Below are 23020 nucleotides of genomic sequence, written 5' to 3'. Positions count from 1 at the left end.
TTCTTTTAATGTTAAGTTAAATTGGTTTTTAGTTATTGTTTATGTACCACGTATTAAGTACATTGTTTGGAGTTTCTAATACTATTTTTAACATCTTGCCTGTATGCTGATTAAGCAATAGCGTAGTCTCTTCATTAGCCAAACTCACTTTAGCTTCACGCTTATAAATTTCTTTTTTTCCTTCTTTAATTTGATTGGTGTTAGAAGTGTAGATGGTACCCTTTAGGTTTTTCTCTGAGTTATTTTTCCAACGGATGACAATCTTATCATTTTCTTGAGTAGCAGATAAATCGTAAGCATCTATCTCGCCTATAAACGCAGTTCCATCCATTTCAAAACGTACTTCTTTTGAAACATCTATATTTAAAAAACGCAACATTGAAGGATAGATATCTGTAATTGCCACTGTTTCTTTAGCAAAGTAATTGTTGGTGTTTTTTTCATTAGTTACAATCCATGTAGCACGCTCGCGATCTGTTTGTCCGCCATGGTGACGCCCATCTTTTGGACTACGACCATGGTCTGTAGTAACCACCAACAACCAATCTTCATTAAAATTTGCTTCGCGTTCTTTAATGGCATTCCATATCTTACCAACCAAAGCGTCTTCATAGGTAATTGCTGCGTCTAATTGTGGACTATCTCCTAAACCGTGACCTACATCGTCTGTATACTCTAGATACACCCAAGATAAATCTGGCCCTTCAGCTGTAATATATCTGGCAGCCTCAACAGCTACATCATTATCAATCTTTTTTATGTATTGTTTGTAAGCATCGTGCGGGTAATTAATTGTATCAACCTCTAAACCATCAAAAGCATAATCAAGAGTTACATTTTTTACTTCTCCCTCACCCTCAATAAGTTTTGTTCTATTGTCTAACCAAGTAGAAAAAATAGCTGTCCTTTTTTCCGGGTATTGATCTTTAAAAACCTTAAAAATTGTTGGGTAATTATAATTAGGCTTCTTAATACTGTTACCATAAACATTATGTTTATTTACCCAAGTACCCGTAAGTAAGCTATTATAACCTACTGCAGAAATTGTAGGGGTCTCAGAATAGTCATCTTTTTTGCCACCAACGTAAGCTTTAGAATAACTACCACTAGCAGCTATACTATCTAAAAAAGGTGTTGGTGCTTTTTGTAGCATATCTGTAGAAATACCATCTACTATAATAAAAACTACTTTCTTTTCTTTTGAAGTGTTTTCATTTTTTTGCGCTACACATAGTTGAGCTATTAAAAATGAAAGAAGTAAAACGTATTTAAATTGAAGTCGCATTTTTCTAAGGTTGATTGGTTACTTTAAAATCTGCGTCAAAAGTATTTTTATAAATTATAAATTGAATGAATGTTCAATTAATAAAACTTTAAATAAACGTTAACTTGCAAAAGGATTGGCAGGAGTGTAATTATCTTAAAATGTTACATTTGTCTAAATAAAAATCTTACATGGGAAGAAAAAGTGTATCTGTAGAAAGAAGAAAAGAAATAATAAAAGCGTTCTATAAAGTAGCAAAAGAAATTGGACTAGAAAACTCTTCTATAGCAAAGGTGGCAGAGCATCTAGGCATAAGCAATGGATTAATAATGCACTATTTTAAAACCAAAGACGAATTACTACTTGGGCTAAATGAATTTATACTAGAACAGCATTTAAATATTGTACAAAACAATGAAATTGATGTAATAGACTCCAAACAAAAACTTCACAATCTAATAACCTCACTTTTCTCTAGAAATTGGAATACGTATTTTGATGATGGTGTTTTCTACAGTTGTTATGCTTTAATTTATAGAAAAAAAGACTTTAACGAGAGCTTTAAGAGCTACTTACAGGCGCTACACAGCGTTTTAAACAAAAAGCTAACCGAGGCAAAAGAAAATGATGTTATTGGCAACACAGACATCAATGAGGTAACAGAAATAATATTTGCCTTAATAGATGGGGCTTACTATTATTTGGGACTTTTTAATGAAAAAACGGAAGACTACAAACAGAAAGAGGCTGTTTACATTAAGTATGCGTTAAATATATTAGAGTTTAAAAGCTAGAAAACTATTACTTAACAATTTTTAAGATAGCATAAACCCCAATACCAGCCCATACAGCATTAACCACAATATTAGGAAAGTCGTTTAAAGCAAATCCATTTGCTATTAAACAAACAGCTCCTAGTATGTTTAAAATATGGTATAGTCTAGACTTAGAAGATAGTCTCCCCATACTTAATAGCAAGTAAGACACTATAAATAGCAATGCGCCTAACCAACCAATAATTGCGAACATAGTTTTACTTTTAAGACCGAAAAGATAAAGGAAAAATTAGGGATAGAAAGAAATAGTTAGTTTGTTAACTCTATAAAAGCAAAAAACCTCAACTATTTCTAGTTGAGGTTTGTTTTGCTCCCCCTCTTGGGCTCGAACCAAGGACCCTCTGATTAACAGTCAGATGCTCTAACCAACTGAGCTAAGGAGGAATGTTAACAGACATAACATCTGTAAGCGGGTGCAAATATATAAGTTTTTTTAATATCTGCAAACAAAAAATTAAAACTTATATAAATTTCTTTATAATATTCCAGATGTCGTTTCCAAAGACAATTGCCATAAGACCCATAAGTATTACAAAACCAATTATTTGCCCTTTCTCTAACACTTTTTCACTTGGTGGGCGTCCAGAAATAATTTCGTATAATAAAAACATTACGTGTCCGCCATCTAATGCTGGAATAGGTAAAATATTAAGAAAAGCCAACCAAACAGAGAACATTGCCATAAAAGACCAAATAAAAGTCCAATCCCATTGTTTAGGCATCATTTCTACAATACCAATTGGCCCTTTAACTTGTTTATAAGCACCTGTCTTAGTATTAAAGATGACTTTAAACTGTCTAATCTGCATAGTTAACACAGCTATAGTTTTATTAAAACCTTCTGGTATAGCTCCAAAAAAGCTATACTCATCTGTAACAAATAAATCTTTTTTACTTAAAACAACACCTATCGCAGCCTCTTTAGGTACTGTAATATTTAAGTTTTTAGTTTGTCCGTTACGTAAGACCTCAACTTTTATATCTTTTTCTGGAGACGCTTGTATTACACCAACAAACTCGTTCCAATAACTTGCTTTTTTTCCGTTTACGGCTACAATTTCATCTCCTTTAACCACACCACCGTTATCCGCAGCCGAACCAGGTAAAACACTATCTATAATAGCCTTTTGTCTGTATCCTAAAAAGTTTCTTCCTTGTGTACTAAAAACTGCCTCTTTACCTTCTGGACTTAGCGGCACAGTTATTTCTTTTCCGTCACGATTTACAGTAACATCATCACCTAAAATAATATCTAAAACAGCATCTGTAAATTTCTTACTCTTTTTACCGTCTATAGCTAAAATCTTATCTCCTGTTTTTAAACCTAATTGTTCACCAATAGAATCTATTAAAATTCCGTGCTTTAAATTATCTGCAGGAATATATGTATCTCCATTATTAAATAACAGCATAGTATAAATAAACCAAGCCAAAAAGAAGTTTACAGTTACACCACCTAACATAATAATTAAACGTTGCCAAGCCGGCTTACTTCTAAACTCCCACGGTTGTGGTTCGCTCTTCATTTGCTCAGTATCCATACTTTCGTCTATCATACCTGCAATCTTAACATAACCACCCAAAGGCAGCCATCCAATACCATAAACGGTATCGCCTATCTTCTTTTTAAAAAGCGAAAATTTTACATCAAAAAACAAATAAAACTTCTCTACCTTGGTTTTAAAATACTTGGCAGGAATAAAATGCCCCAGCTCATGTAATATAACAAGCACTGATATAATTAATATAAACTGAACAATCTGAATAAATAATTCCATTAAATCTTTTTTAATTTTTAAAATCGTCCAAAAGTACACTTTTACGAGTTCTTACAAAAAATTATAGTTCTAACAGGATCATTTTTATGAATTATTTAATATCTTATTGTATTGATTATTACCCGTGTCTATTGTAAATTTGCATAAAAAAGTATGGGGTCGTTTTTTAGTAGATTTAAAGTTTTTGGCATTGTTCTTTTAATAATCTCTGCCATTATTATTACGCTCTTTTATAGTGCGCTAAAACCAGAAGTAAAACTACCAATTTACCAACCTGCAGACTTTAATGCAGAATTAGTAGATGTTACACTGTTACACAAAAAAAAGTACCACACTGTAGCAGATTTTAAACTCACCAACCAAAACGGTGAAATTATTACTCAAGATAATTACGCCAATAAAATTTATGTTGCCGATTTCTTTTTTACCACGTGTCAAACTATATGTCCAGTAATGACAAAAAATATGGCAAGGGTACAAGAGTCTATTAAGGATGACGAAGAGGTAATGCTTTTATCTCATTCTGTTACTCCAGAAATAGATTCTGTTGCTCAGCTTAAAAAGTACGCTATAGAAAAAGGTGTTATAGACCGTAAATGGAATTTAGTTACTGGTGACAGAAAAGAAATATACGACTTAGCCCGAAAATCTTATATGGCGGCAAAAACAGATTTAAACAACCCTTACAGTATGGTACATACAGAGAATTTTGTTTTGGTTGATAAAGAAAAACGAATCCGTGGTACTTACGACGGTACAGATCCTATAGAGATTGAAAAATTACTAGAAGATATTAAAATTCTAAAAGCTTCATACGCAGAATAATTACCCTGTGTTAAAGATTTTAAAAAATTAATATAGAGTTCTATTCGTTTACTTTTTTTCCCGTACTTTTGCTCTTACTTAAAATCAATCTAAATAAAAATTGGGCATTACTGTAACACAACTAAAACAAGGTCAACGAGGAATTATAAAAGATTTCTCCGAGGACACGCTACCTATAAAGCTCCTAGAAATGGGTTGCTTACCAGGTAACATCATAGAACTAGTACAGATTGCTCCTCTAAAAGACCCTATTTACATTAATGTAAATGGCTCACATATAGCGATAAGAAAATCTACAGCAAGCTTAATAGAAGTAGATTTAATTGAATGAATGTAATTGAGTATGAGCAAGAATATTAATGTAGCCTTAATTGGTAACCCAAATACCGGAAAAACATCTGTTTTTAATCAGCTTACAGGATTAAAACAAAAAGTAGGTAATTACCCAGGTATTACCGTAGAGAAAAAAGAAGGTATTTGTAAATTACCTCGTGGTGTTAAGGCACACATAATAGATTTACCAGGAACCTACAGCTTAAACACAACCTCTTTAGACGAGAGTGTGGTTGTTGAATTACTATTAAACAAAAACGATAAAGATTTTCCAGATGTTGCAGTTGTTGTTACAGATGTAGAAAACTTAAAACGTAACTTACTTTTATTTACACAAATAAAAGACCTTAAAATACCTGCTATTTTAGTCATTAATATGGCAGATCGTATGACCCGAAAAGGGATTACACTAGATATCTCTTTATTAGAAGCTAAACTTAATACAAAGATTGCACTAGTAAGCACAAGAAAAGGAACTGGTATAGACACCTTAAAAGAACTTATAGCAGATTACAAGAACCTGTCTATTAAACCAAATATAGACACCACTACAATTGCCCCAGAATATTTTAATAAACTTAGAACTGCCTTCCCTAAAGAAGAAGTTTATAAGCTATGGCTAGTTATTACACAAGATGTAAACTTTATGCCCATAGAGAAGAAGAAAATAAAAGACGCCACTTCATTCTCTACAAAATCTAATACCGAACTTAAAAAGCTTCAGCACAGAGAAACTGTTTTAAGATATCAATTTATAAATAACATTTTAAAAGAAACCTATAAGGTAGATCTAGCTATTGCAAAGGGATTTAGAGCTACACTAGATAAAGTTCTTACCCACAAAGTTTACGGTTACCTTATTTTCTTTTTAATTCTGCTAACCATTTTTCAAGGCATATATGTTTGGAGTAGCTACCCAATGGATTTTATAGACGAAAGCTTTGCTCAAATGAGCGAGTGGACAAAGCACACCTTACCACCTGGTGCATTTACAAATTTACTTGCTGAAGGTATTATCGCAGGTATTGGAGGTATTGTTATTTTTATTCCTCAAATTGCATTTTTATTCTTGTTTATATCGCTGCTTGAAGAAAGTGGATATATGAGTAGGGTCGTATTTTTAATGGACAAGCTAATGCGTCCGTTTGGGTTAAGTGGAAAAAGTGTTGTGCCGCTAATTTCTGGTACAGCCTGCGCCATACCCGCTGTAATGGCCACTAGGACCATAGAAAACTGGAAAGAACGACTTATAACTATACTAGTAACACCTTTTACAACTTGCTCTGCTCGTTTGCCTGTGTACTTAATAATTATTGCTCTTGTTATACCAGAAGGCACCTTTTTAGGTCTTAGCTACCAAGCTTTAACTTTAATGCTATTGTATTTACTTGGCTTTGGTATGTCTATATTTTCTGCGATGGTTCTACATAAAATATTAAAAATTAATAGTAGAACATTCTTTGTCATAGAAATGCCAAGCTACAAACTACCATTATTTAAGAACGTAGCTTACACCGTTTGGGAGAAAACAAAAAGTTTTGTATATGGAGCTGGTAAAATTATTTTAGCAATATCTATTATACTATGGGTACTGGGGTCTTATGGCCTTTCTGATAATTTTAAAAATGCGGAAGACATTGTTAAAACTAGAATTAAAACCGCTGGTTTTTCTGAGTTTAACCAAAATCATATTGAAGAAGAAATTACAAGCTACAAAGAAATATTAACAACAAATAACCCAACATTATCCATTGCAAACATAAAAGACTCTGTTACCGTGCGTGCTGCTGCACTCCACCAAAAAGCAGAAAATGAAGAAATTGCAAGTTTTAAATTAGAACACTCTTTTATTGGCTATGCCGGTAAAGCAATAGAACCTATTGTTAAACCATTAGGGTACGATTGGAAAATTGGAATTGCAGTAATTACATCATTTGCTGCTCGTGAGGTTTTCGTGGGCACACTAGCCACTATTTACAGTGTTGGTAATGACGAAGAAGAAACTATTAAAAACCGTATGGCTGCCGAGGTAAACCCTTGGAACGGGAAACCTTTATTTAACTTAGCTTCTGGTGTTTCTTTATTATTGTTTTATGCTTTTGCAATGCAATGTATGAGTACTCTTGCCGTTGTAAAAAGAGAGACTAACAGCTGGAAATGGCCTGCTGCTCAACTGGTTTTTATGAGTAGTTTTGCTTACATAGTTGCACTTATTGCTTATCAGATTTTAAAATAAGCTACGCAATACTATAACAAAGCGATCCGTCTTGTTTTTCTATAACAAACACCACTATTGCAGATACATTTAGATAACTAATAAATTTTTTATTTGTTTTAAGTCGATGAATAAGAGCACGGTACACTATGCGCTTGTAATCCCAAGCACATCGCAACTCCAAAGCTCTTTTAGCTTCCCTAAAAGAATGATGCACTATAAATAATCGGTTTTGTAAATGACTACGTTTACCTGTACTTTGCTTACTGTAATAAAAATTTACAATTTTTTCTGGGTGTTGTAAACTAAAGTTACTTCTAAGCTCTTTTGGCACTAAAGTCCCTTTTACATCAAACCGCAAATCTAAATTATTATAAAATTCAATATCGTAATTCTGATCTTTACTATTCGGGTTTCTAGTAACCTCATCATTTATGTAAAAAAGATATTCATCGCATCTAGAGCATTGCCATAAAAACCATCTGCGTCTAAAATAGTTTTTATCTTCTAGATTTAGAGAATCAATCTCAGCTTCTAAAGAGCTAAGTGTTTTACACCTAAAAAGATGTACTTTTTTATCTGTACTATTGTTTTGTATTTTCCCCCATTGAAGTGGTATTTCTGGAGCAAGTTTTTGCAGTTCTATACTAAGGTTATCAAATTCTAATGCGTTCATTGTAATAGCTATTAAGATTAAAACGCACTGTTAGAATTTTGACGATTACACCAATAAACTACACTGCCAGGGTTTCTCTTACCGCCAAAGCAATTGCCTTAGCTAATAATGGTGGTACGGCATTACCAATCTGCATCATCTGTTTTCCTTTAGCACCTTTAAAAATAAAATCGTCCGGAAAAGACTGCAATCTAGCCATTTCCCTAACCGTAATAACTCTTGGTTCTATAGGGTGTATATTAACACCTCCGTGGTTTTCTTTTATAGTACAACTAGCTTCATTCCAAGGACACTTTTTCCAAGAATCAGAATAATTATCATACAAACTTTTACCTTCTTCAACTTTAGCTAAACGACTTTTCATATCATCACTATGCTTGGTACGCACGTGGTTAAAATTAACATCGTCTTTGTGTTTTACTAAATCTTGTATTGCTTGCTTTGTGGTTACGTAATTCTTTGGTGTTAACAATGGTTTAGGATGGTAGTTCTTCTTCCCTATTCTATTTGCAACAAAAATAATACGCTCTCTTTTTTGAGGCACATAATAATTAGCTGCATTTAAAACCGTAACATTTACATTGTAACCAAGTTTTGCTATATCCTCTTTTATTTTATCCTCTACCTTACCTTTTAGCATAGAACGCAAACCTTTTACATTCTCTGCTACTATAAATTCAGGTTGCAAAGCATCAATAATCTCCAGCATATCTTTGTAAAGAGAATTGCGATCATCTTCTACAATACGACTACCAGACATACTAAAACCTTGACAAGGAAAGCCACCAGACAATACTGTTAAAGACTTCCCTTTTAAAGAGCTTTGCACGGTTTCTATAAATTTATCTTTTACTTCTTTCTGAGTAATGTCTCCTAAAATATGTGGGTGATTAAAGTTTTCTCGGTAGGTCATACCAGCTTCTTTAAACCAGTCTAAACCCCCAACCTGTTTAAAACCTGCCATTTCAAAACCCTTTGCCATACCACCAGCACCGCAAAACAAATCTGCAGATGTAAGCTCCGTCTTAGACGGCTTTTCCCAGCTATCAACAATAGCTATCCAATTTACATCATCTGTTTTTATTGACTTTGAAATTATATTTTTCACCTCTTTCTTAGGTGCTTTAGTAAGTACATTGCTTTTTGCAAAAGCCTTTACATCTTTTGGACTTAAGTAATGTACACCAACTGTTTTTGTAGATTTTAACGCACCAGAATGTATATGTTTCCTAATAATTTTCTGGGAAACATTTAATTCTAATGCAACATCTTCAATACGTAACAATTGTTCTTTTACTACCATAGTTTAGATTACTCTCCTAATTCTGTAATTTTCTTTTCGTATAGTTTTTTACTCTCAACAACAGCAACATTTAACTCTTGCATAATACCCTCTACACGGCCTTCTATACTTTCCATTTGATTGTTTATGTTATCAAAAGAATTTAATGCTGCAGCCACCTCTAGTGCCTTTACCACTTCTACTGCATCCCCGTGCAATAAACGTAACTTCGCAATTGCCTTAGATGTATTCGTTAAAGTTGCATTGTATTTGGTACGTGCTTTAGAAATAGCACTTAGTAGCGTTTTTTTACTTTGAGCATCGCTTAAACTATTGGTTTGGGTTTCCATAGCGGTAAACAAGTTAGAAGCCTTAGTTTTTAAATCTTCGTACTCTTTATTTAAGTTTTCTACGCGTTTATTTACTTTTTCCCAGTCGCCATAAACTTTAGCAAACTCTTTATCTTCATTCTTAGCTTCTTCCAAAGCTCCTTTTAAAGCACTTAAAGAGGTTAATCCTTTCGTTACATTTTTATTAGCAGTAATCTTTTTCTTTTCAAAAGAAGACACTTGCGATTTAAATTTCTCTTTTAACCTAATTAAATCTTCTGGGCTTTTATTCTTCCAACAAGAAGATACGGTTAGTAATAATGCCAATAGTGCAATACTCTTTTTCATATGTGTTTTTATAGTTAATGGTGGTGTAAAAGTATAAAAATTAAAACACTAGTTCTTTGCCTTCTGGTAATCTATTAACTTTTGTGGTCCTTCTAGCAAAACTCGAACTACTCGCAACGTACCATCTTCTGCTGTAGAAATTTGCCATTTTATCAATGAAATTTTACCGTTTTCAATCTCTATTCCCGTTATACTTCTAGGGTGCACACAACTTCCATCATTAAAAAAGGGAATATCACCTGGTTCTGGAAATCGCGGTCTATGTGTATGCCCTACTATTGTGAGTTTTTCATCATTACGCAGTATCCAACGTTTAATTCTTTTTTCAACTTTTATAAGCTCTTTATGATTTTTAGCGGGACTAGTAGGATCTGCAATTCCCCATACCTGTAATGGTTTCCATAGTACACGCACTAAAAACCTGCCTACACGCCAAAAAGTATAGTTCCACCAATCCGCTTGGTGACCGTGTGTTAAAAATAACTCTTGTTCTGTATTTTTATGTTTAAGTACTATGCCTTCATGATAAGTAATGCCCATAAATAAGTCTTTGTCTTTACCATCTATAGGCTCAAAATAACTAGATAAATGTTTTTTTACATAACTAGGATCTTTGTACACCATATCATGATTACCCCAGATCATATACAACCTGTTTTGCAGATGAAATTCCCTTAGTAAACCATATATATTTTTGTGTGCCGTAAAAATAGAATCAAACGATGTATTCTCCCAAAGTTCATCACCATCACCCAACTCAAAATAACTAAAACCCTCCTTAAAATAATGCTGAAGCGCGTGGTAATAAATGTTTCTGTTATTTGCAAAATCATCAGCAAAACTATTATCACCTCTATGGCAATCGCTAAAAAGTATGAACTTAGAACTATCATCAAAAGGTACAGTTTTAGACTTTTTATACGCTCTGGTTAACCTTGTAAAAGAGGACATACTTTTAATTTTTGTATAAATATCTAAAAAAGGGTTCAATAGTTGAACTCTTACCAAATAAAAAGTCATAATAATTTTGTAATTTTGTACGCTATCTTAAGACTAAGCAAGGACAATGAAATTTGAACACGAAATAGATTTACCGCTTAAAAGCCTTGTTAGTTTTGACAAGCTACTTAGACAGTACGATAAAATGGCTGTTGGTAATGACTTGTTTCTTGCCCAAAAAGCTAGATTTATCTTAAACTACCAAAAATCTTACCCGGAACTAAGAGATGGTTTTACGGATTTAGACTTATTAGAAAAACACAAAGATGTTATTAATGTAATTCTACAAGATACTTTTTCTGAAGTATTAACCAAGAATGAAATTAAAGCAGCATCATTACCATACGCAAATGTAATTTTTAATTCTTCTGAAAGATTTAAAAAAATTATTGAAGATGCCGGTGAAGGTTTTGAGCTTGAGATTAAAAATGTAGAAGAAAGATTAAATTATATTATGGCCAGTACCGTAATATTAAACTTTCATTATGGTTTTAATTTAGATTTTAGAAGACCAATGTTTTATGAAATTCCAGATAAAAATGGAGTTATGAAACATTACCGAATTTTATACAATGCAGATTTTATAGACATTATACCTAATGAAACTGCCAAGGAATTAACGCAAGAAGATGTTGATGAGTTACTAGAAAACTTTGATAATTTAGAACTATGGAAACAAAAAATTCCGCCTAATAGTTTTACATCAAAAGGGTTTGTAATTTCTAATATGTTTGATGTTACTGCTGAACATTCTATATCAGAAATAAAGTCTAGTCTTATCTCTAATGACAAAAGAGGTAGTGACTTTTTTATGGAAGACTTCCAAAATACGTTTAAATCGTTATTTGGTCTTCCTAATTTAAAAGTTGGCTTCTCTGTTCACAATAGTAAAGAAGATACATTTGAGAGAGTACATGGAATAGGAATGGAAAGTTTTATTCTTAACAAAAGCGCAAATGTAGATTGTAAAACCGCACTGTGTAAAAACTCTTATGACGCTATATTAAAAGAGCATAAATACTATGTAATTTCAGACATAGATAAATATGCCAAACAAGCTCCAGAAAATAATTTATACGCTACACTTGCAGAACAAGATATTAAAAGTGCTATTATAGCACCAATATCTGACGGGAAACAATTGCTGGGAGTTTTAGAACTAGCTTCTACAAAAAGATACAACTTAAACAATGTAAACGCTCAAAAGCTACAGGATGTAATGCCATACATCGTTACTGCTGTACTACGATCTAAGACTGAAGAAGAAAATCTTATTGAAGCTGTTATACAACAAGAATGTACAACAGTACACTCTTCTGTTCTATGGAAATTTGAAAATGAAGCAATACGCTTTATTAGAGCAAATGCTGAAGGCTTAGACCCTACATTTAAAGAAATTGTTTTTAAAGATGTACACCCACTTTACGGACAAATAGACATAAAAGATTCATCTGCGTTTAGAAATAATTCTATTCAGAAAGATTTATTAATTCAATTATCTGAAGCAAATAAAATACTTACTAAAGCTTGGGAAATTAATAAACTTCATATTTATGAAGAATTATTGTTTAGAAGTAATAGCTACTTAGATGACGTTAAAGAAATTTTAAACACTAGCAGTGAGCAAACAATTTTAGAGTTTATTAAGGATGAGATTTCTCCTGTATTTAAACATTTAAAAAACACAGAATCTAAAGTTGTAGATTTAATAACAGCATACGAAGCGGGTATAGACCCTAATACAGGTTCTTATTACGATCATAGAAAAAACTATGATAGTAGTGTAATGAAAATTAATGAAAAACTTGCTCAGGTTTTAGACAAGAAACAGGTAGAAGCACAAGAAATGTTTCCTCATTATTTTGAGCGCTATAAGACTGATGGTATAGAGCATAACATATACATAGGTGAATCTATATCGCAAAGCAAAGAATACAATCCGTTTTATTTAAAAAACTTGAGATTGTGGCAGTTGCAGGTAATGTATGATATGGAAAATGAATACTACAACCTAAAACCAAAGTTGCCAGTACAATTAGATGTAGCTTCTCTATTACTTGTATACAATACATCTCTTTCTATTAGATTTAGAATGGATGAAAAACGCTTTGATGTAGATGGTACATACAATGCTAGATACGAGGTTATTAAAAAACGTATAGACAAGTCTTACATAAAAGGAACTAATGAGAGATTAACCCAGAAAGGCAAACTCTCTATTGTTTACTCTCAGAAAAAAGATGAGTTAGAGTATTTACGCTACATACGTTTTTTACGATCTAAAGGGTACTTCTCTAAAAATGTAGAGGTACTAGAACTAGAAGGCCTACAAGGTGTTTCTGGCTTAAAAGCGATACGTGTAGAGATTCTATACAAAAAGGACAAAGAAGCAAAAGAAACATATACATATGATGATTTAATGCACGAATTGAATCGTTAATTATAAAGCATAAAAAAAGGCGAATTTTAAAAATTCGCCTTTTTTTATGCTTTAATTTAGCCTTATAGCAGTACTGCTTCTCTTGGTCCATAAAAATGTAAAGCCAAAAAGAATGACAATACAGAGACAATCATCCCAACCATAAAAATAGCGTAAGTTATCCTTAGTAGTTTATACTTTCTATCTAACACCAGACCTAAGAAATATAAATCCTTAGTTAGAGATGAATACACATAAGCCTGATCCTTAATAAGCTCTTGAATTGCCCATTCGTAATCCTCTAATTTCATTTTATGGAAGTTTCCAAAAAACAATAAATTTACTTTTTTATTTTTCACATCTTCCTTGGTAAATTCTCCAGATGTTATATTTGGTCTTGTAGCGATAATAGACAAGACCATAGAAATTACACTAAAAAACATAAAAAGAGCCGTTGGCAATATTAAATATTTATTAGAAGGACTATCCAATTTAGGCATTAGATCTGCTAGCACTAAAGAAATTATAATAGCATTTACAGACAATAAAATATTAGCTTTAGTATCTGCAATATCACTTAATTTTAGATGGTTACGCATAGTAACCCTGTACATAGTTTGTACACCCCTTTCCGGACTCTTATCCTTTATTTGTGCTTTATATTGCGCCTTTACTTTCTCTTTTTTCTCCAACTTCTTCATCTTTTTCCTAGCCTTAATAAGCTTAGACAAATTGTTGTCCTTATTCTCTTGCCATTTATTTATAGCAAATTCAGTATAAAACCGATGTTCCGTCTGAAACATTTTAATATTAGCATTTCTCCAATCTGCAGCAGAGTAATCTGCTATCCCCAACAAAGCCAATTCCTCCCTTAGCATTTCCGTTGTTTCTAAGTAACTTTGCTTTCCTAAATGTGAGCAATCTGCATCTCCAATTATTTCTTCATTTAGGTTTTTAGGATCGTACCCCTTTTTTGTAGCCATTATTAGGTCACAAACATTATTAATACGGTCTTCACTTAAATTTTTTCCACTTAAAAATTGGCGCGCAATAACACAGCTTTCTTCCTCATGATTTTTTGCACTTCTGGTGTAGCCCGTATCATGTAACCATGCTGTTAACAGTAAGTCTTCCGCGTCTTTTGCGTCTAACGTATAAAAATCTAATAATTCTTGCGTACTTTTGACAACACGTTGGGTATGCCTAATGTTATGGTACAAAAAATTGGAATCTAACTCATTAGTTAATAGACTAATAACATAACTTTCTGTTTCTTGTATAATATTTGCCATAGCTTTAATATAAGATGCATCACAAATTACAAAATTAAAATCTTTATGAATACTTCTATTAGTAAATATTGTTGGTCGTTAAGTATTTTTATCCTTACGGGCTGTGCAACAGTAAAAACCAAATACGATAATAAGGAGCAAAGCATAGACGTTACAACTAAAAAAGAAATTGAACATACGTTTTATTTAATTGGTGATGCAGGGAAATCTCCTCTTAAGGGAATGAATCCTGTTTTAAAATCATTCAAAAAAAGAATTGACAAAGCAGAGAAAAATAGCTCTGTTTTCTTTTTGGGTGACAACATTTACCCTGCAGGAATGCCAGACCCTAAAGATTCTACTGCTGCATATTTAGTAGCAAAAAGTCATTTAGATGCACAGCTAAAAACATTAGAAAACTACAAAGGAAGTCCACTATTTATTCCTGGTAATCACGATTGGTATACAGAAGGATTAGTGGGACTAGAAAGAGAACAAAAATACATACAAGAAGCATTAGACAGCAAAGATGTGTTTTTACCAGAGGATGGTTGTCCACTAGAAACTATAGAGATTAATGATAATCTTATAGTTATTGCAATAGATACAGAGTGGTATTTAACCAACTGGAACAAACGCCCAGATATTAATGATAAGTGCGATATAAAAAGTAGAGAAAAATTTTTAATAGAACTAGAAAGTCTAATTTCTAAAAACAGACAAAAAACTACGGTAATTGCAATGCACCACCCTATGTTCAGTTACGGTTCTCACGGCGGACAATATTCATTTAAAAAGCATTTTTATCCAAAACCAGGTGTTGGCCCAGTACCAATTTTAGGCACTTTTTTAAATATCCTTAGAAAAACGGCAGGACCTTCTTCTGAAGATTTACAAGGAAAAAGATACCGAGAATTAAGAAACCGCGTGGTTACACTAGCCCAATACTCCAATAAAGTAATTTTTGTATCTGGTCACGAACATTCTTTACAATATATTGTAGAAGAAAACACACCGCAAATTGTTAGTGGTGCAGGTGCTAAAAGTGGAGAAACAAGACTTATTAATGGTAGTAAATTTTCTACTGGAGAAAAAGGCTATGCCACTTTAGAAGTTTATAAAGACGGCTCCTCTAGAGTACGTTATTTTGGTTTAGATGAAAATAATGATGAGAAATTTTTATTTACTTCGGAAGTATTACCAGAAGACAAAAAACTATTTACTAAAGAATTAGAAAGTACTTTTCCGGCTACTACAACCGCCTCTATTTACACGCAGGATGAAATTAAAAAAACAGGTTTTCACAATTTTGTTTGGGGAGATCGTTACCGCAAGTACTACGGCACACCTGTTACCGTACCAACATTGAGCTTAGATACTATTTACGGTGGACTAACTCCCGTTAGAGCGGGTGGCGGACACCAATCTAAATCGTTGCGTTTAGCAGACAAAGACGGTAAGGAATACGTAATGCGCTCTATGCGTAAAAGTGCAGAATTGTATTTGCAGTCTATGGCCTTTAAAGAACAATACATTGTTGGTGAATTTGAAGATACTGCCATAGAGAAATTATTAATGGATTTCTATACAGGCTCACACCCGTATGCACCATATATTGTTTCTAAACTATCAGACGCCATAGATATTTACCACACTAACCCTAAATTATATTACATTCCCAAGCAAAAAGCATTAGGAGATTTTAATGTAAATTATGGAGATGAATTATATATGTTTGAAGAACATGCTGGAGATAATCATGGAGATTTAAAAAGTTTTGGTTATGCTAATGAACTTAAAAGTACAGATAGCATGCTTGAAGATTTGCGTGATGACGAAAAATATACTGTTGACGATAAACTGTACTTAAGAGCACGTCTTTTTGATATGGCCATTGGCGATTGGGACAGACACACGGACCAATGGCGTTGGGCAGAAAACAAAGAAAAGAAGAAAATAATTTACAAGCCAGTACCTAGAGATAGAGATCAAGTTTTTTCTAATATGGGAGACGGGCCTTTAATGAGTTTAGCTTCCAGAATTGTTCCTTCTTTACGCTTAATGGAAGGTTTTAACGAAGAAATAAGAAGCGTACGAGGATTTAACTCTTCTCCTAAAACTTACGTCTTAGATATAGCTTTATTAAGCGAAACAAACTTAGACGATTGGCTAGAACAAGCAGAATACATACAAAACAACTTAACAGCAGAAGTTATAGATGCATCTTTTAAAGATTTTCCTATAGAAATACAAGACAGCTCTTTACCCAAACTTAAAAAAATATTATTATCTCGTATTTCTCACCTACAAGAATACGCTAAGGAATACCACAGAATATTAAACAAATTTGCTGTAGTTACGGGTACAGATAAGGATGATTGGTTTGAGATTAATCACTTAAATAAAAAAGAAGTACAAATAAAAGTTTACCGTAATATTAAAGGTAAAAAAGACAAACTGTTTTTTGATAAAACTTTTAGTAGTGATGTCACAAGAGAAATTTGGATTTACGGCTTAGACGACGATGATTATTTTGAAGATAACGGCACCGCCCGTAACAACATAAGAATTAGAATTATTGGTGGACAAAATAATGATATTTACAACCTTACAAAAGGACAAAAAATAACTATTTACGACCATAAGTCTAAAAAAAATACGTTTAAAGAAACTAATAAAGCTAGAATAAAACTTACGGATGATTACAACACAAATGTTTACAATCCTTTAGCCATTCGCAATAGCGTTAATCAAATTATACCAACAATTGGTTTTAACCCGGATGATGGTTTAAAAATTGGATTCACAAACACATATACCTACAATGGCTTTAGACTAAATCCGTTTACAGAAAAACACACGTTTAACGCATCTTTCTATTTTGCTACGCAAGGGTTTGATTTTGGCTATACGGGTGAGTTTGCCAACATATTTGGCAATTGGAATTTTGAAGTTGAAACAAGATTTACAAGTCCCAACTTTAGTGTTAACTTTTTTGGACTTGGAAACAAAAGTATTAATGATGATGACAATCTAGGAATGGATTATAATCGTGTTAAACTAGAACAAATAAAAGTTATCCCATCTATTGTTTACAATGGCCAATTAGGCGGTAAATTTAAAGCTGGTATTGGTCTAGAAACTATAGAGGTAGAAGAAACAGAAGACAGATTTATAAACACATTTTATGTGGCAAATAATGAAGACGTTCGTAATACTTTTTTAGGTTTAGACGCTACATACACCTATGAAAATAAAGACAATGCTGCTTTTCCTACAATGGGAATGTCTACAATGATAAAAGCTGGCTACAAACAATCTTTAGTAAATGATAGTCAAAACTATGCTTATATAATTCCAAGTCTTGCTTTTGACTATAAACTAATACCTAGCGGCAGATTAGTATTAGCTACAAAATGGAAAGCACATTTTAATATAGGAGACGATTATGAATTTTACCAAGGAGCAACAGTTGGTGGCATAGATGGCTTAAGAGGCTACAGAAACCAACGTTTTACGGGTAAAAAAGCATATTACCAAAATACAGATATACGTTTTAGTCTTAGAAAAATGAAAACCAACATTGTCCCTATATCTTTAGGCGTTTATTCTGGTTTTGATTACGGACGTATTTGGTTACCAACAGAAGATTCTGATCAATGGAAAACATCTTATGGTGGTGGCCTATTTTTAAACGGAGCAGACGTAATATCTGCACGAATTGCTTTGTTTTACGCTGACGAAGGACCAAGATTTACATTTGGACTAGGGTTTGGTTTTTAAACCCTAGTTTAGTTTGTAAACATATAGGTTATTGCCAGTTTTATTGCTTTGTTCATCAGCTAAATACAAGGTCGTATTAGTTACAAAGCAAACAGATTCTAATTGTGTTCTAACACCTAAATCTATAGACTTTACGGTTCCTTCTGTAAAATTATCAGACTTAAAGTCTGTAAACTTCCAAAGCATACCATTACCAATAAGCACAATGGTTTTTTCGTCCGGAGAAATAGCTGCAGAAGTTACTCTACTTGTACGCTCGTCCGTGCCAGCCATAAAACTACCAACTAGTTTGGCCTTGTATTTTCCTTTAATAGCAGGGACCTTATAAATATAAGCTTCTCCCGTAAATGGTGTTGCTCTATTTTTTGTAATAATATACAAACTGTTTTTCCAGTGAAAAACTGATTCTGCATCATATAGCAGTCCTTTTTTCTTTGGTGAAAAATCTGTTTGCTCCGGATAACTAAATTCTATTTGCTCGGCCTCAATAGTATCTCCTGATTCATTATCTGGATTGGGAATTTTTAATATCTTAAGATTATCCCTATCACTACTATTGTTTCCAAAATCACCGATATAAACATTATTTTCTTTGTCTTTGGTTAAATCTTCCCAATCGTGATTTTTACCATTCTTTACTTTTAATGTTTTTAGCCAATTCCCATTAGCATCGATCTTATAGATCTCATCCTCATTTCCTTTGTCTTCAATTAACCAAATGCTTTTTTCATTTAAAACAACCAAACCAGAGGTTTCCTTAAACTCATCAGGAATATTGGCAACAACACTTAATTGCCCGTAATTACCACAACTAACTAGAAGTAATAAAAAACTTAATTTTAAATAATTTTGCATTGACTTAGGCTCCTGGAAAGTTTGCTTTTCTTTTTTCTAAAAACGCAGAAGTACCCTCTTTAAAGTCTTCTGTTCCAAAACAAGCACCAAAAGCTTCAATTTCAGCAGCATACCCCTCTGTAGAGAAACCTGCGTTTACGGCTTTAATAGCTGCAGCAATAGCAACAGATGAGTTATTTGTAATTTTACCTATTAACTTATGGCAAAGCGGCATTAATTCTTCTTGTGTAACCACATAATTAACCAAGCCATAGCTAAGTGCTTTATCTGCACTTATCATCCCTGCTGTCATTATAAGTTCCATTGCTCTACCCTTACCAATTAATTGTGGTAAACGTTGTGTACCTCCATACCCAGGTATTACACCTAAAGATACTTCTGGTAATCCCATTTTTGCATTATCACTAGCTACTCTAAAATGGCAAGCCATAGACAATTCTAATCCGCCACCAAGTGCAAAACCATTAACGGCCGCAATAACTGGCGTACTTAAATTTTCAACTAAATTAAAAAGTTCATCTTGTCCTTTACCTGCTAATCTAGCTCCTTCTTCTTCGGTAAAATGTGCAAATTCAGATATATCTGCACCTGCAACAAAAGCCTTATCACCACTACCCGTTAAAATAATGGCTTTTACACTTTTATCTGCTCCTAAATTTGTAAAAGCTGTGTGTAACTCTAAAATAGTAGCCTTGTTTAAAGCGTTTAATTTCTTTGGCCTGTTAATAGTTACAATTGCTGTACTTTCTACCTGTTCAACTAAAATAGTATCAAACTCCATATCCTTAATTTTTATTTATTTTCTTTTGGAAACCGAACTACAAACACTGTTCCCTTGTCTGGTTGCGATGTAAGTGTAATGTCTCCTTTATACGTTTCTACAATATTTTTCACCATTCCTAAACCTAAGCCCATACCACTAGTTTTGGTTGTAAACTTGGGTTCAAAAACTTTATCTTTAAACTCGTCTGCAATACCAATACCATTATCGGCTACAGATATTTTTACAAAATCTCCGTCTGAAGCAACAGATACCAAAATTCTTGGATTCACTATTTCTGGCACCGCTTGTATTGCATTTTTCACCAAATTAGTTACTACGCGCACCAATTGGGTACGGTCTAATTTCGCAACAATATGCTCCTCTTCTGCTATAAAGTGAATATAACTTTCATTAAAGATATCTACAGCTAATTTAACAATTTTAACTACGTTTAACGTCTCGTTTTGTTGCGCTGGCATTTGCGCAAAATTAGAAAACGCAGATGCAATACTACTCATAGTATCTATTTGTTGTATAAGTGTTTTTGAGTATTCTGCCAATTTTTCTTTAATATCTGGATCTTCAGGATTAAACTTGCGTTCAAAGCTCTGTACACTTAATCGCATTGGTGTAAGCGGATTTTTAATTTCGTGAGCCACCTGTTTGGCCATTTCTCGCCACGCCTGTTCTCTTTCGCTCTTTGCTAATTTTACAGCACTTTGCTCTAGCTCATCAATCATACCGTTATAAGCATCTACTAAACGGCCAATTTCTTCACTAGGGTTATCGATAAAAATTTTAGGGTTTCTTATACTTAAATCGGTCTGATTAAGTTTATCAGAAATTGTTTTTAAAGATCTTGTTATATATTTTGATGTAAAGTATGCTAACACAATAGCAATTACAAACATAAAAACATACACCAAACCTAAACGCAATAAAAACTCTGGCAATTCTTTATCTTCAAAAGAAGTATCCTCTACATATTCTAATTTTAGAATACCAATATCTCTAAATTTTAAATCTTTTATAAATGTATAAGATGATCTAAACACCTTTTCCTGATTAGATGTTTTTTCTATATGACTTACCTCTTCTACATAACGTTGATTATCACTAGTTTTTAGCTTTTGCAACACCAAAGCATCTAAACATGTTACTACAGAGACTTTATTTAATAAAGGGTGTGAATCTATAATTAACTGCCCTTCTAAATCATAAATACTAAAATTTACATTTTGAATTTCTGCTATTTCAAAAATCTCTTCTTTAAAAATAAGCTGAAGTTTTTCTGTAATACGCTCAAAAGATGTTTTTCTAATGGTAAGGTTTACACTTTCTTTTATCTGTGCCTCCTTACGGTCTAGTCTATCTCTGTTGTATTCTTTAGACTGTTCTCTATATTGATAAATAGTTACCCCTGCGATTAATACTGATGCCATAAGCACCAAAAACATCATAGTAATAAAGATACGCGACCTAAGTGATAATTTTTTAAACAAGAATCTAATATTTACCTTCAAATATAGCAATTATTACGCCAAATTTAACAGCTAAGATTACTTCTTAAAAGGCAAGTTCATTCACTAGAGTATTCATTTTTATACCAAACTTTTTGCCACTCTCTTTTTAAAATTAAAAAAGCTACTTGATCTGCAACATCTACTGCATCTGTCGCTTTTATTTTTCTAAAAATTTGTTCAGGAACATCTATAATATATAACAGATTTAAATATTCTGTAAAACGTTCTAAAAGTAATTGATAAATTTTCTCTCGTAAAGCAGCCACTAAGTCTTGCGGCGCTATAGATGTATTGTCATCTAATAAGCTAAATTCTATATTAGCAAGACCAAAGTCTTTCTGTAGTTGCACAACTAAGTTAGTATATAGTTTTTTGCCTTCTACAGAGGCTAAAAGAGTTGTACTGTCTGGGTAATTAAAAGTCATCTCTTTTATGTACGCAAAAAAATAAAGTATGGTTTATTTCTAAACCACACTTTACTGTTTTTAACATTATTTTCTAATTTTCTGCTCCCAATCCCAGGCAGATTTCATAGCTTCATCTAAAGTAGATTCTGCTTTCCAGCCTAAAACGGTATTTGCTTTTGTAGTATCTGCATAAGCAGCTGTAATATCACCAGCTCTACGATCTACAATTTTATAATTCAGTTTTTTACCAGATACACGTTCAAAACTTTGTATTGCTTCTAATACAGAGCTTCCTGTACCTGTACCTACATTAAAAACTTCGTAATTCTCAGTGTTTTTACCCGAGATTAATCGTTCTAAAGCAACAACATGTGCCTTTGCTAAATCTACAACATGTATGTAATCTCTAATACACGTACCATCTTGCGTAGGGTAATCGCCTCCAAAAACAGATAACTGCTCTCTAATACCAGCTCCTGTTTGCGTAATAAAAGGCACTAAATTCTGAGGCACTCCTATTGGCAGCTCTCCTATTTCTGTACTTGGGTGTGCCCCCATTGGGTTAAAATAACGCAACGCAATAGCATTTAAAGCAGGTACAACTTTACACGTATCTCTTATAATTTCTTCACCCATTTGCTTGGTGTTACCGTAAGGAGACTCGGCCTCTTTTACGGGAGCACTTTCTGTAATTGGCATTTTATCTGCTTGCCCATATACGGTACAAGAAGAACTAAAAATAAAATTAGCGCTTTGCATTGCAGATAACTCTTGCAACATATATACTAGCGTACCTATGTTGTTTTCATAATATAAAAGTGGCTTTTCTACACTTTCACCTACTGCCTTAGATGCTGCAAAATGTATAACACCTGATATATTAGAATGACGCTTAAAAAAATCTTGAACTTTCGTTTTTTCTTTAAGGTCGAACTTTTCAAATGTTGGTTTTATACCTGTTATTGCAACAATACCATCTATTACTTTTTCCGAAGAATTAGATAAATCATCAATAATTACAACCTCAAAACCTTTGCTTTGTAATTCTACTACAGTATGCGAACCAATAAAGCCTAATCCGCCTGTTACTAATATTTTCATCTATTTCTTATTA

General features: G+C 33.0%; 19 protein-coding genes and 1 tRNA gene. 6 read left to right on the top strand and 14 right to left on the bottom strand.

Annotated elements, in window-relative coordinates; translation table 11 throughout:
- Positions 1-28 precede the first annotated feature (28 nt).
- Positions 29-1285: an alkaline phosphatase family protein gene (locus tag M4I21_RS07110; RefSeq protein WP_249558422.1), complete on the bottom strand. Its 1257-nt coding sequence runs from the start codon at positions 1283-1285 to the stop codon at positions 29-31.
- A gap of 170 nt (positions 1286-1455) precedes the next feature.
- Between M4I21_RS07110 and M4I21_RS07105 the strand changes: the two genes are divergently transcribed.
- The gene (locus tag M4I21_RS07105; protein WP_249558421.1) at positions 1456-2058 is read left to right on the top strand and encodes a TetR family transcriptional regulator; all 603 of its coding nucleotides are present in this window, start codon (positions 1456-1458) and stop codon (positions 2056-2058) included.
- Positions 2059-2065: 7 nt separating this feature from the next.
- On the opposite strand, the gene M4I21_RS07100 is transcribed toward M4I21_RS07105, so the two are convergent.
- The 3 genes from M4I21_RS07100 to rseP all read right to left on the bottom strand — a co-directional run bounded on the left by M4I21_RS07100 (position 2066) and on the right by rseP (position 3878).
- Positions 2066-2293 carry a CBU_0592 family membrane protein gene (locus tag M4I21_RS07100; protein ID WP_249558420.1) on the bottom strand — a complete coding sequence of 76 codons (228 nt, stop codon included), beginning with the start codon at positions 2291-2293 and terminating at the stop codon, positions 2066-2068.
- A gap of 117 nt (positions 2294-2410) precedes the next feature.
- Positions 2411-2484 (bottom strand) — tRNA-Asn (locus tag M4I21_RS07095).
- 77 nt (positions 2485-2561) lie between these two features.
- Entirely contained in the window at positions 2562-3878 is a 1317-nt protein-coding gene (gene rseP / locus M4I21_RS07090) for an RIP metalloprotease RseP (protein WP_249558419.1), read from the bottom strand.
- A gap of 153 nt (positions 3879-4031) precedes the next feature.
- On the opposite strand from rseP, the gene M4I21_RS07085 reads away from it, so the two are divergent.
- From M4I21_RS07085 to feoB, 3 genes are all read left to right on the top strand, one after another.
- Positions 4032-4703 carry an SCO family protein gene (locus M4I21_RS07085; RefSeq protein WP_249558418.1) on the top strand — a complete coding sequence of 224 codons (672 nt, stop codon included), beginning with the start codon at positions 4032-4034 and terminating at the stop codon, positions 4701-4703.
- A gap of 100 nt (positions 4704-4803) precedes the next feature.
- On the top strand, positions 4804-5034 hold the full coding sequence (locus M4I21_RS07080) for a FeoA family protein (RefSeq protein WP_249558417.1): 231 nt from the start codon (positions 4804-4806) through the stop codon (positions 5032-5034).
- A gap of 12 nt (positions 5035-5046) precedes the next feature.
- On the top strand, positions 5047-7272 hold the full coding sequence (feoB, locus tag M4I21_RS07075) for a ferrous iron transport protein B (protein ID WP_249558416.1): 2226 nt from the start codon (positions 5047-5049) through the stop codon (positions 7270-7272).
- Between the two features lies 1 nt (position 7273).
- On the opposite strand, the gene M4I21_RS07070 is transcribed toward feoB, so the two are convergent.
- The 4 genes from M4I21_RS07070 to M4I21_RS07055 are packed head-to-tail and all read right to left on the bottom strand — an operon-like array spanning position 7274 to position 10837.
- Complete coding sequence (locus tag M4I21_RS07070) at positions 7274-7927, bottom strand: hypothetical protein (RefSeq protein ID WP_249558415.1); 654 nt, start codon at positions 7925-7927, stop codon at positions 7274-7276.
- 58 nt (positions 7928-7985) lie between these two features.
- A complete protein-coding gene (locus tag M4I21_RS07065) occupies positions 7986-9230 on the bottom strand; it encodes a DNA cytosine methyltransferase (RefSeq protein ID WP_249558414.1) in 1245 nt (414 codons plus the stop codon).
- An 8-nt stretch (positions 9231-9238) separates the two neighbouring features.
- Positions 9239-9886, bottom strand: coding sequence for a hypothetical protein (locus tag M4I21_RS07060; protein WP_249558413.1), 648 nt, complete (start codon positions 9884-9886; stop codon positions 9239-9241).
- Positions 9887-9934: 48 nt separating this feature from the next.
- On the bottom strand, positions 9935-10837 hold the full coding sequence (locus M4I21_RS07055; RefSeq protein WP_249558412.1) for a metallophosphoesterase: 903 nt from the start codon (positions 10835-10837) through the stop codon (positions 9935-9937).
- A 115-nt stretch (positions 10838-10952) separates the two neighbouring features.
- On the opposite strand from M4I21_RS07055, the gene M4I21_RS07050 reads away from it, so the two are divergent.
- A complete protein-coding gene (locus tag M4I21_RS07050) occupies positions 10953-13325 on the top strand; it encodes a DUF4471 domain-containing protein (RefSeq protein ID WP_249558411.1) in 2373 nt (790 codons plus the stop codon).
- Positions 13326-13387: 62 nt separating this feature from the next.
- On the opposite strand, the gene M4I21_RS07045 is transcribed toward M4I21_RS07050, so the two are convergent.
- A complete protein-coding gene (locus tag M4I21_RS07045; protein ID WP_249558410.1) occupies positions 13388-14596 on the bottom strand; it encodes a Pycsar system effector family protein in 1209 nt (402 codons plus the stop codon).
- Positions 14597-14641: 45 nt separating this feature from the next.
- Here M4I21_RS07045 and M4I21_RS07040 point away from each other — a divergent pair, with 45 nt between their 5' ends.
- Entirely contained in the window at positions 14642-18358 is a 3717-nt protein-coding gene (locus tag M4I21_RS07040) for a metallophosphoesterase (RefSeq protein WP_249558409.1), read from the top strand.
- A 3-nt stretch (positions 18359-18361) separates the two neighbouring features.
- Here M4I21_RS07040 and M4I21_RS07035 read toward each other — a convergent pair whose 3' ends face one another.
- From M4I21_RS07035 to galE, 5 genes are all read right to left on the bottom strand, one after another.
- Positions 18362-19213: a hypothetical protein gene (locus tag M4I21_RS07035; RefSeq protein ID WP_249558408.1), complete on the bottom strand. Its 852-nt coding sequence runs from the start codon at positions 19211-19213 to the stop codon at positions 18362-18364.
- Positions 19214-19217: 4 nt separating this feature from the next.
- Positions 19218-19994, bottom strand: coding sequence for an enoyl-CoA hydratase/isomerase family protein (locus tag M4I21_RS07030; RefSeq protein WP_249558407.1), 777 nt, complete (start codon positions 19992-19994; stop codon positions 19218-19220).
- A gap of 11 nt (positions 19995-20005) precedes the next feature.
- On the bottom strand, positions 20006-21436 hold the full coding sequence (locus M4I21_RS07025; RefSeq protein WP_249558734.1) for a sensor histidine kinase: 1431 nt from the start codon (positions 21434-21436) through the stop codon (positions 20006-20008).
- 119 nt (positions 21437-21555) lie between these two features.
- A complete protein-coding gene (locus M4I21_RS07020) occupies positions 21556-21924 on the bottom strand; it encodes a hypothetical protein (RefSeq protein ID WP_249558406.1) in 369 nt (122 codons plus the stop codon).
- 66 nt (positions 21925-21990) lie between these two features.
- On the bottom strand, positions 21991-23007 hold the full coding sequence (galE, locus tag M4I21_RS07015) for a UDP-glucose 4-epimerase GalE (RefSeq protein ID WP_249558405.1): 1017 nt from the start codon (positions 23005-23007) through the stop codon (positions 21991-21993).
- Between the last annotated feature and the right edge of the window lie 13 nt (positions 23008-23020).

Origin of the sequence: Cellulophaga sp. 20_2_10 (genome assembly GCF_023476645.1) — a bacterium.
Taxonomy (GTDB): Bacteria; Bacteroidota; Bacteroidia; order Flavobacteriales; family Flavobacteriaceae; genus Cellulophaga.
Note: the sequence above shows the minus strand (reverse complement) of the source record. Positions and strands in the feature narration are given on the sequence as shown.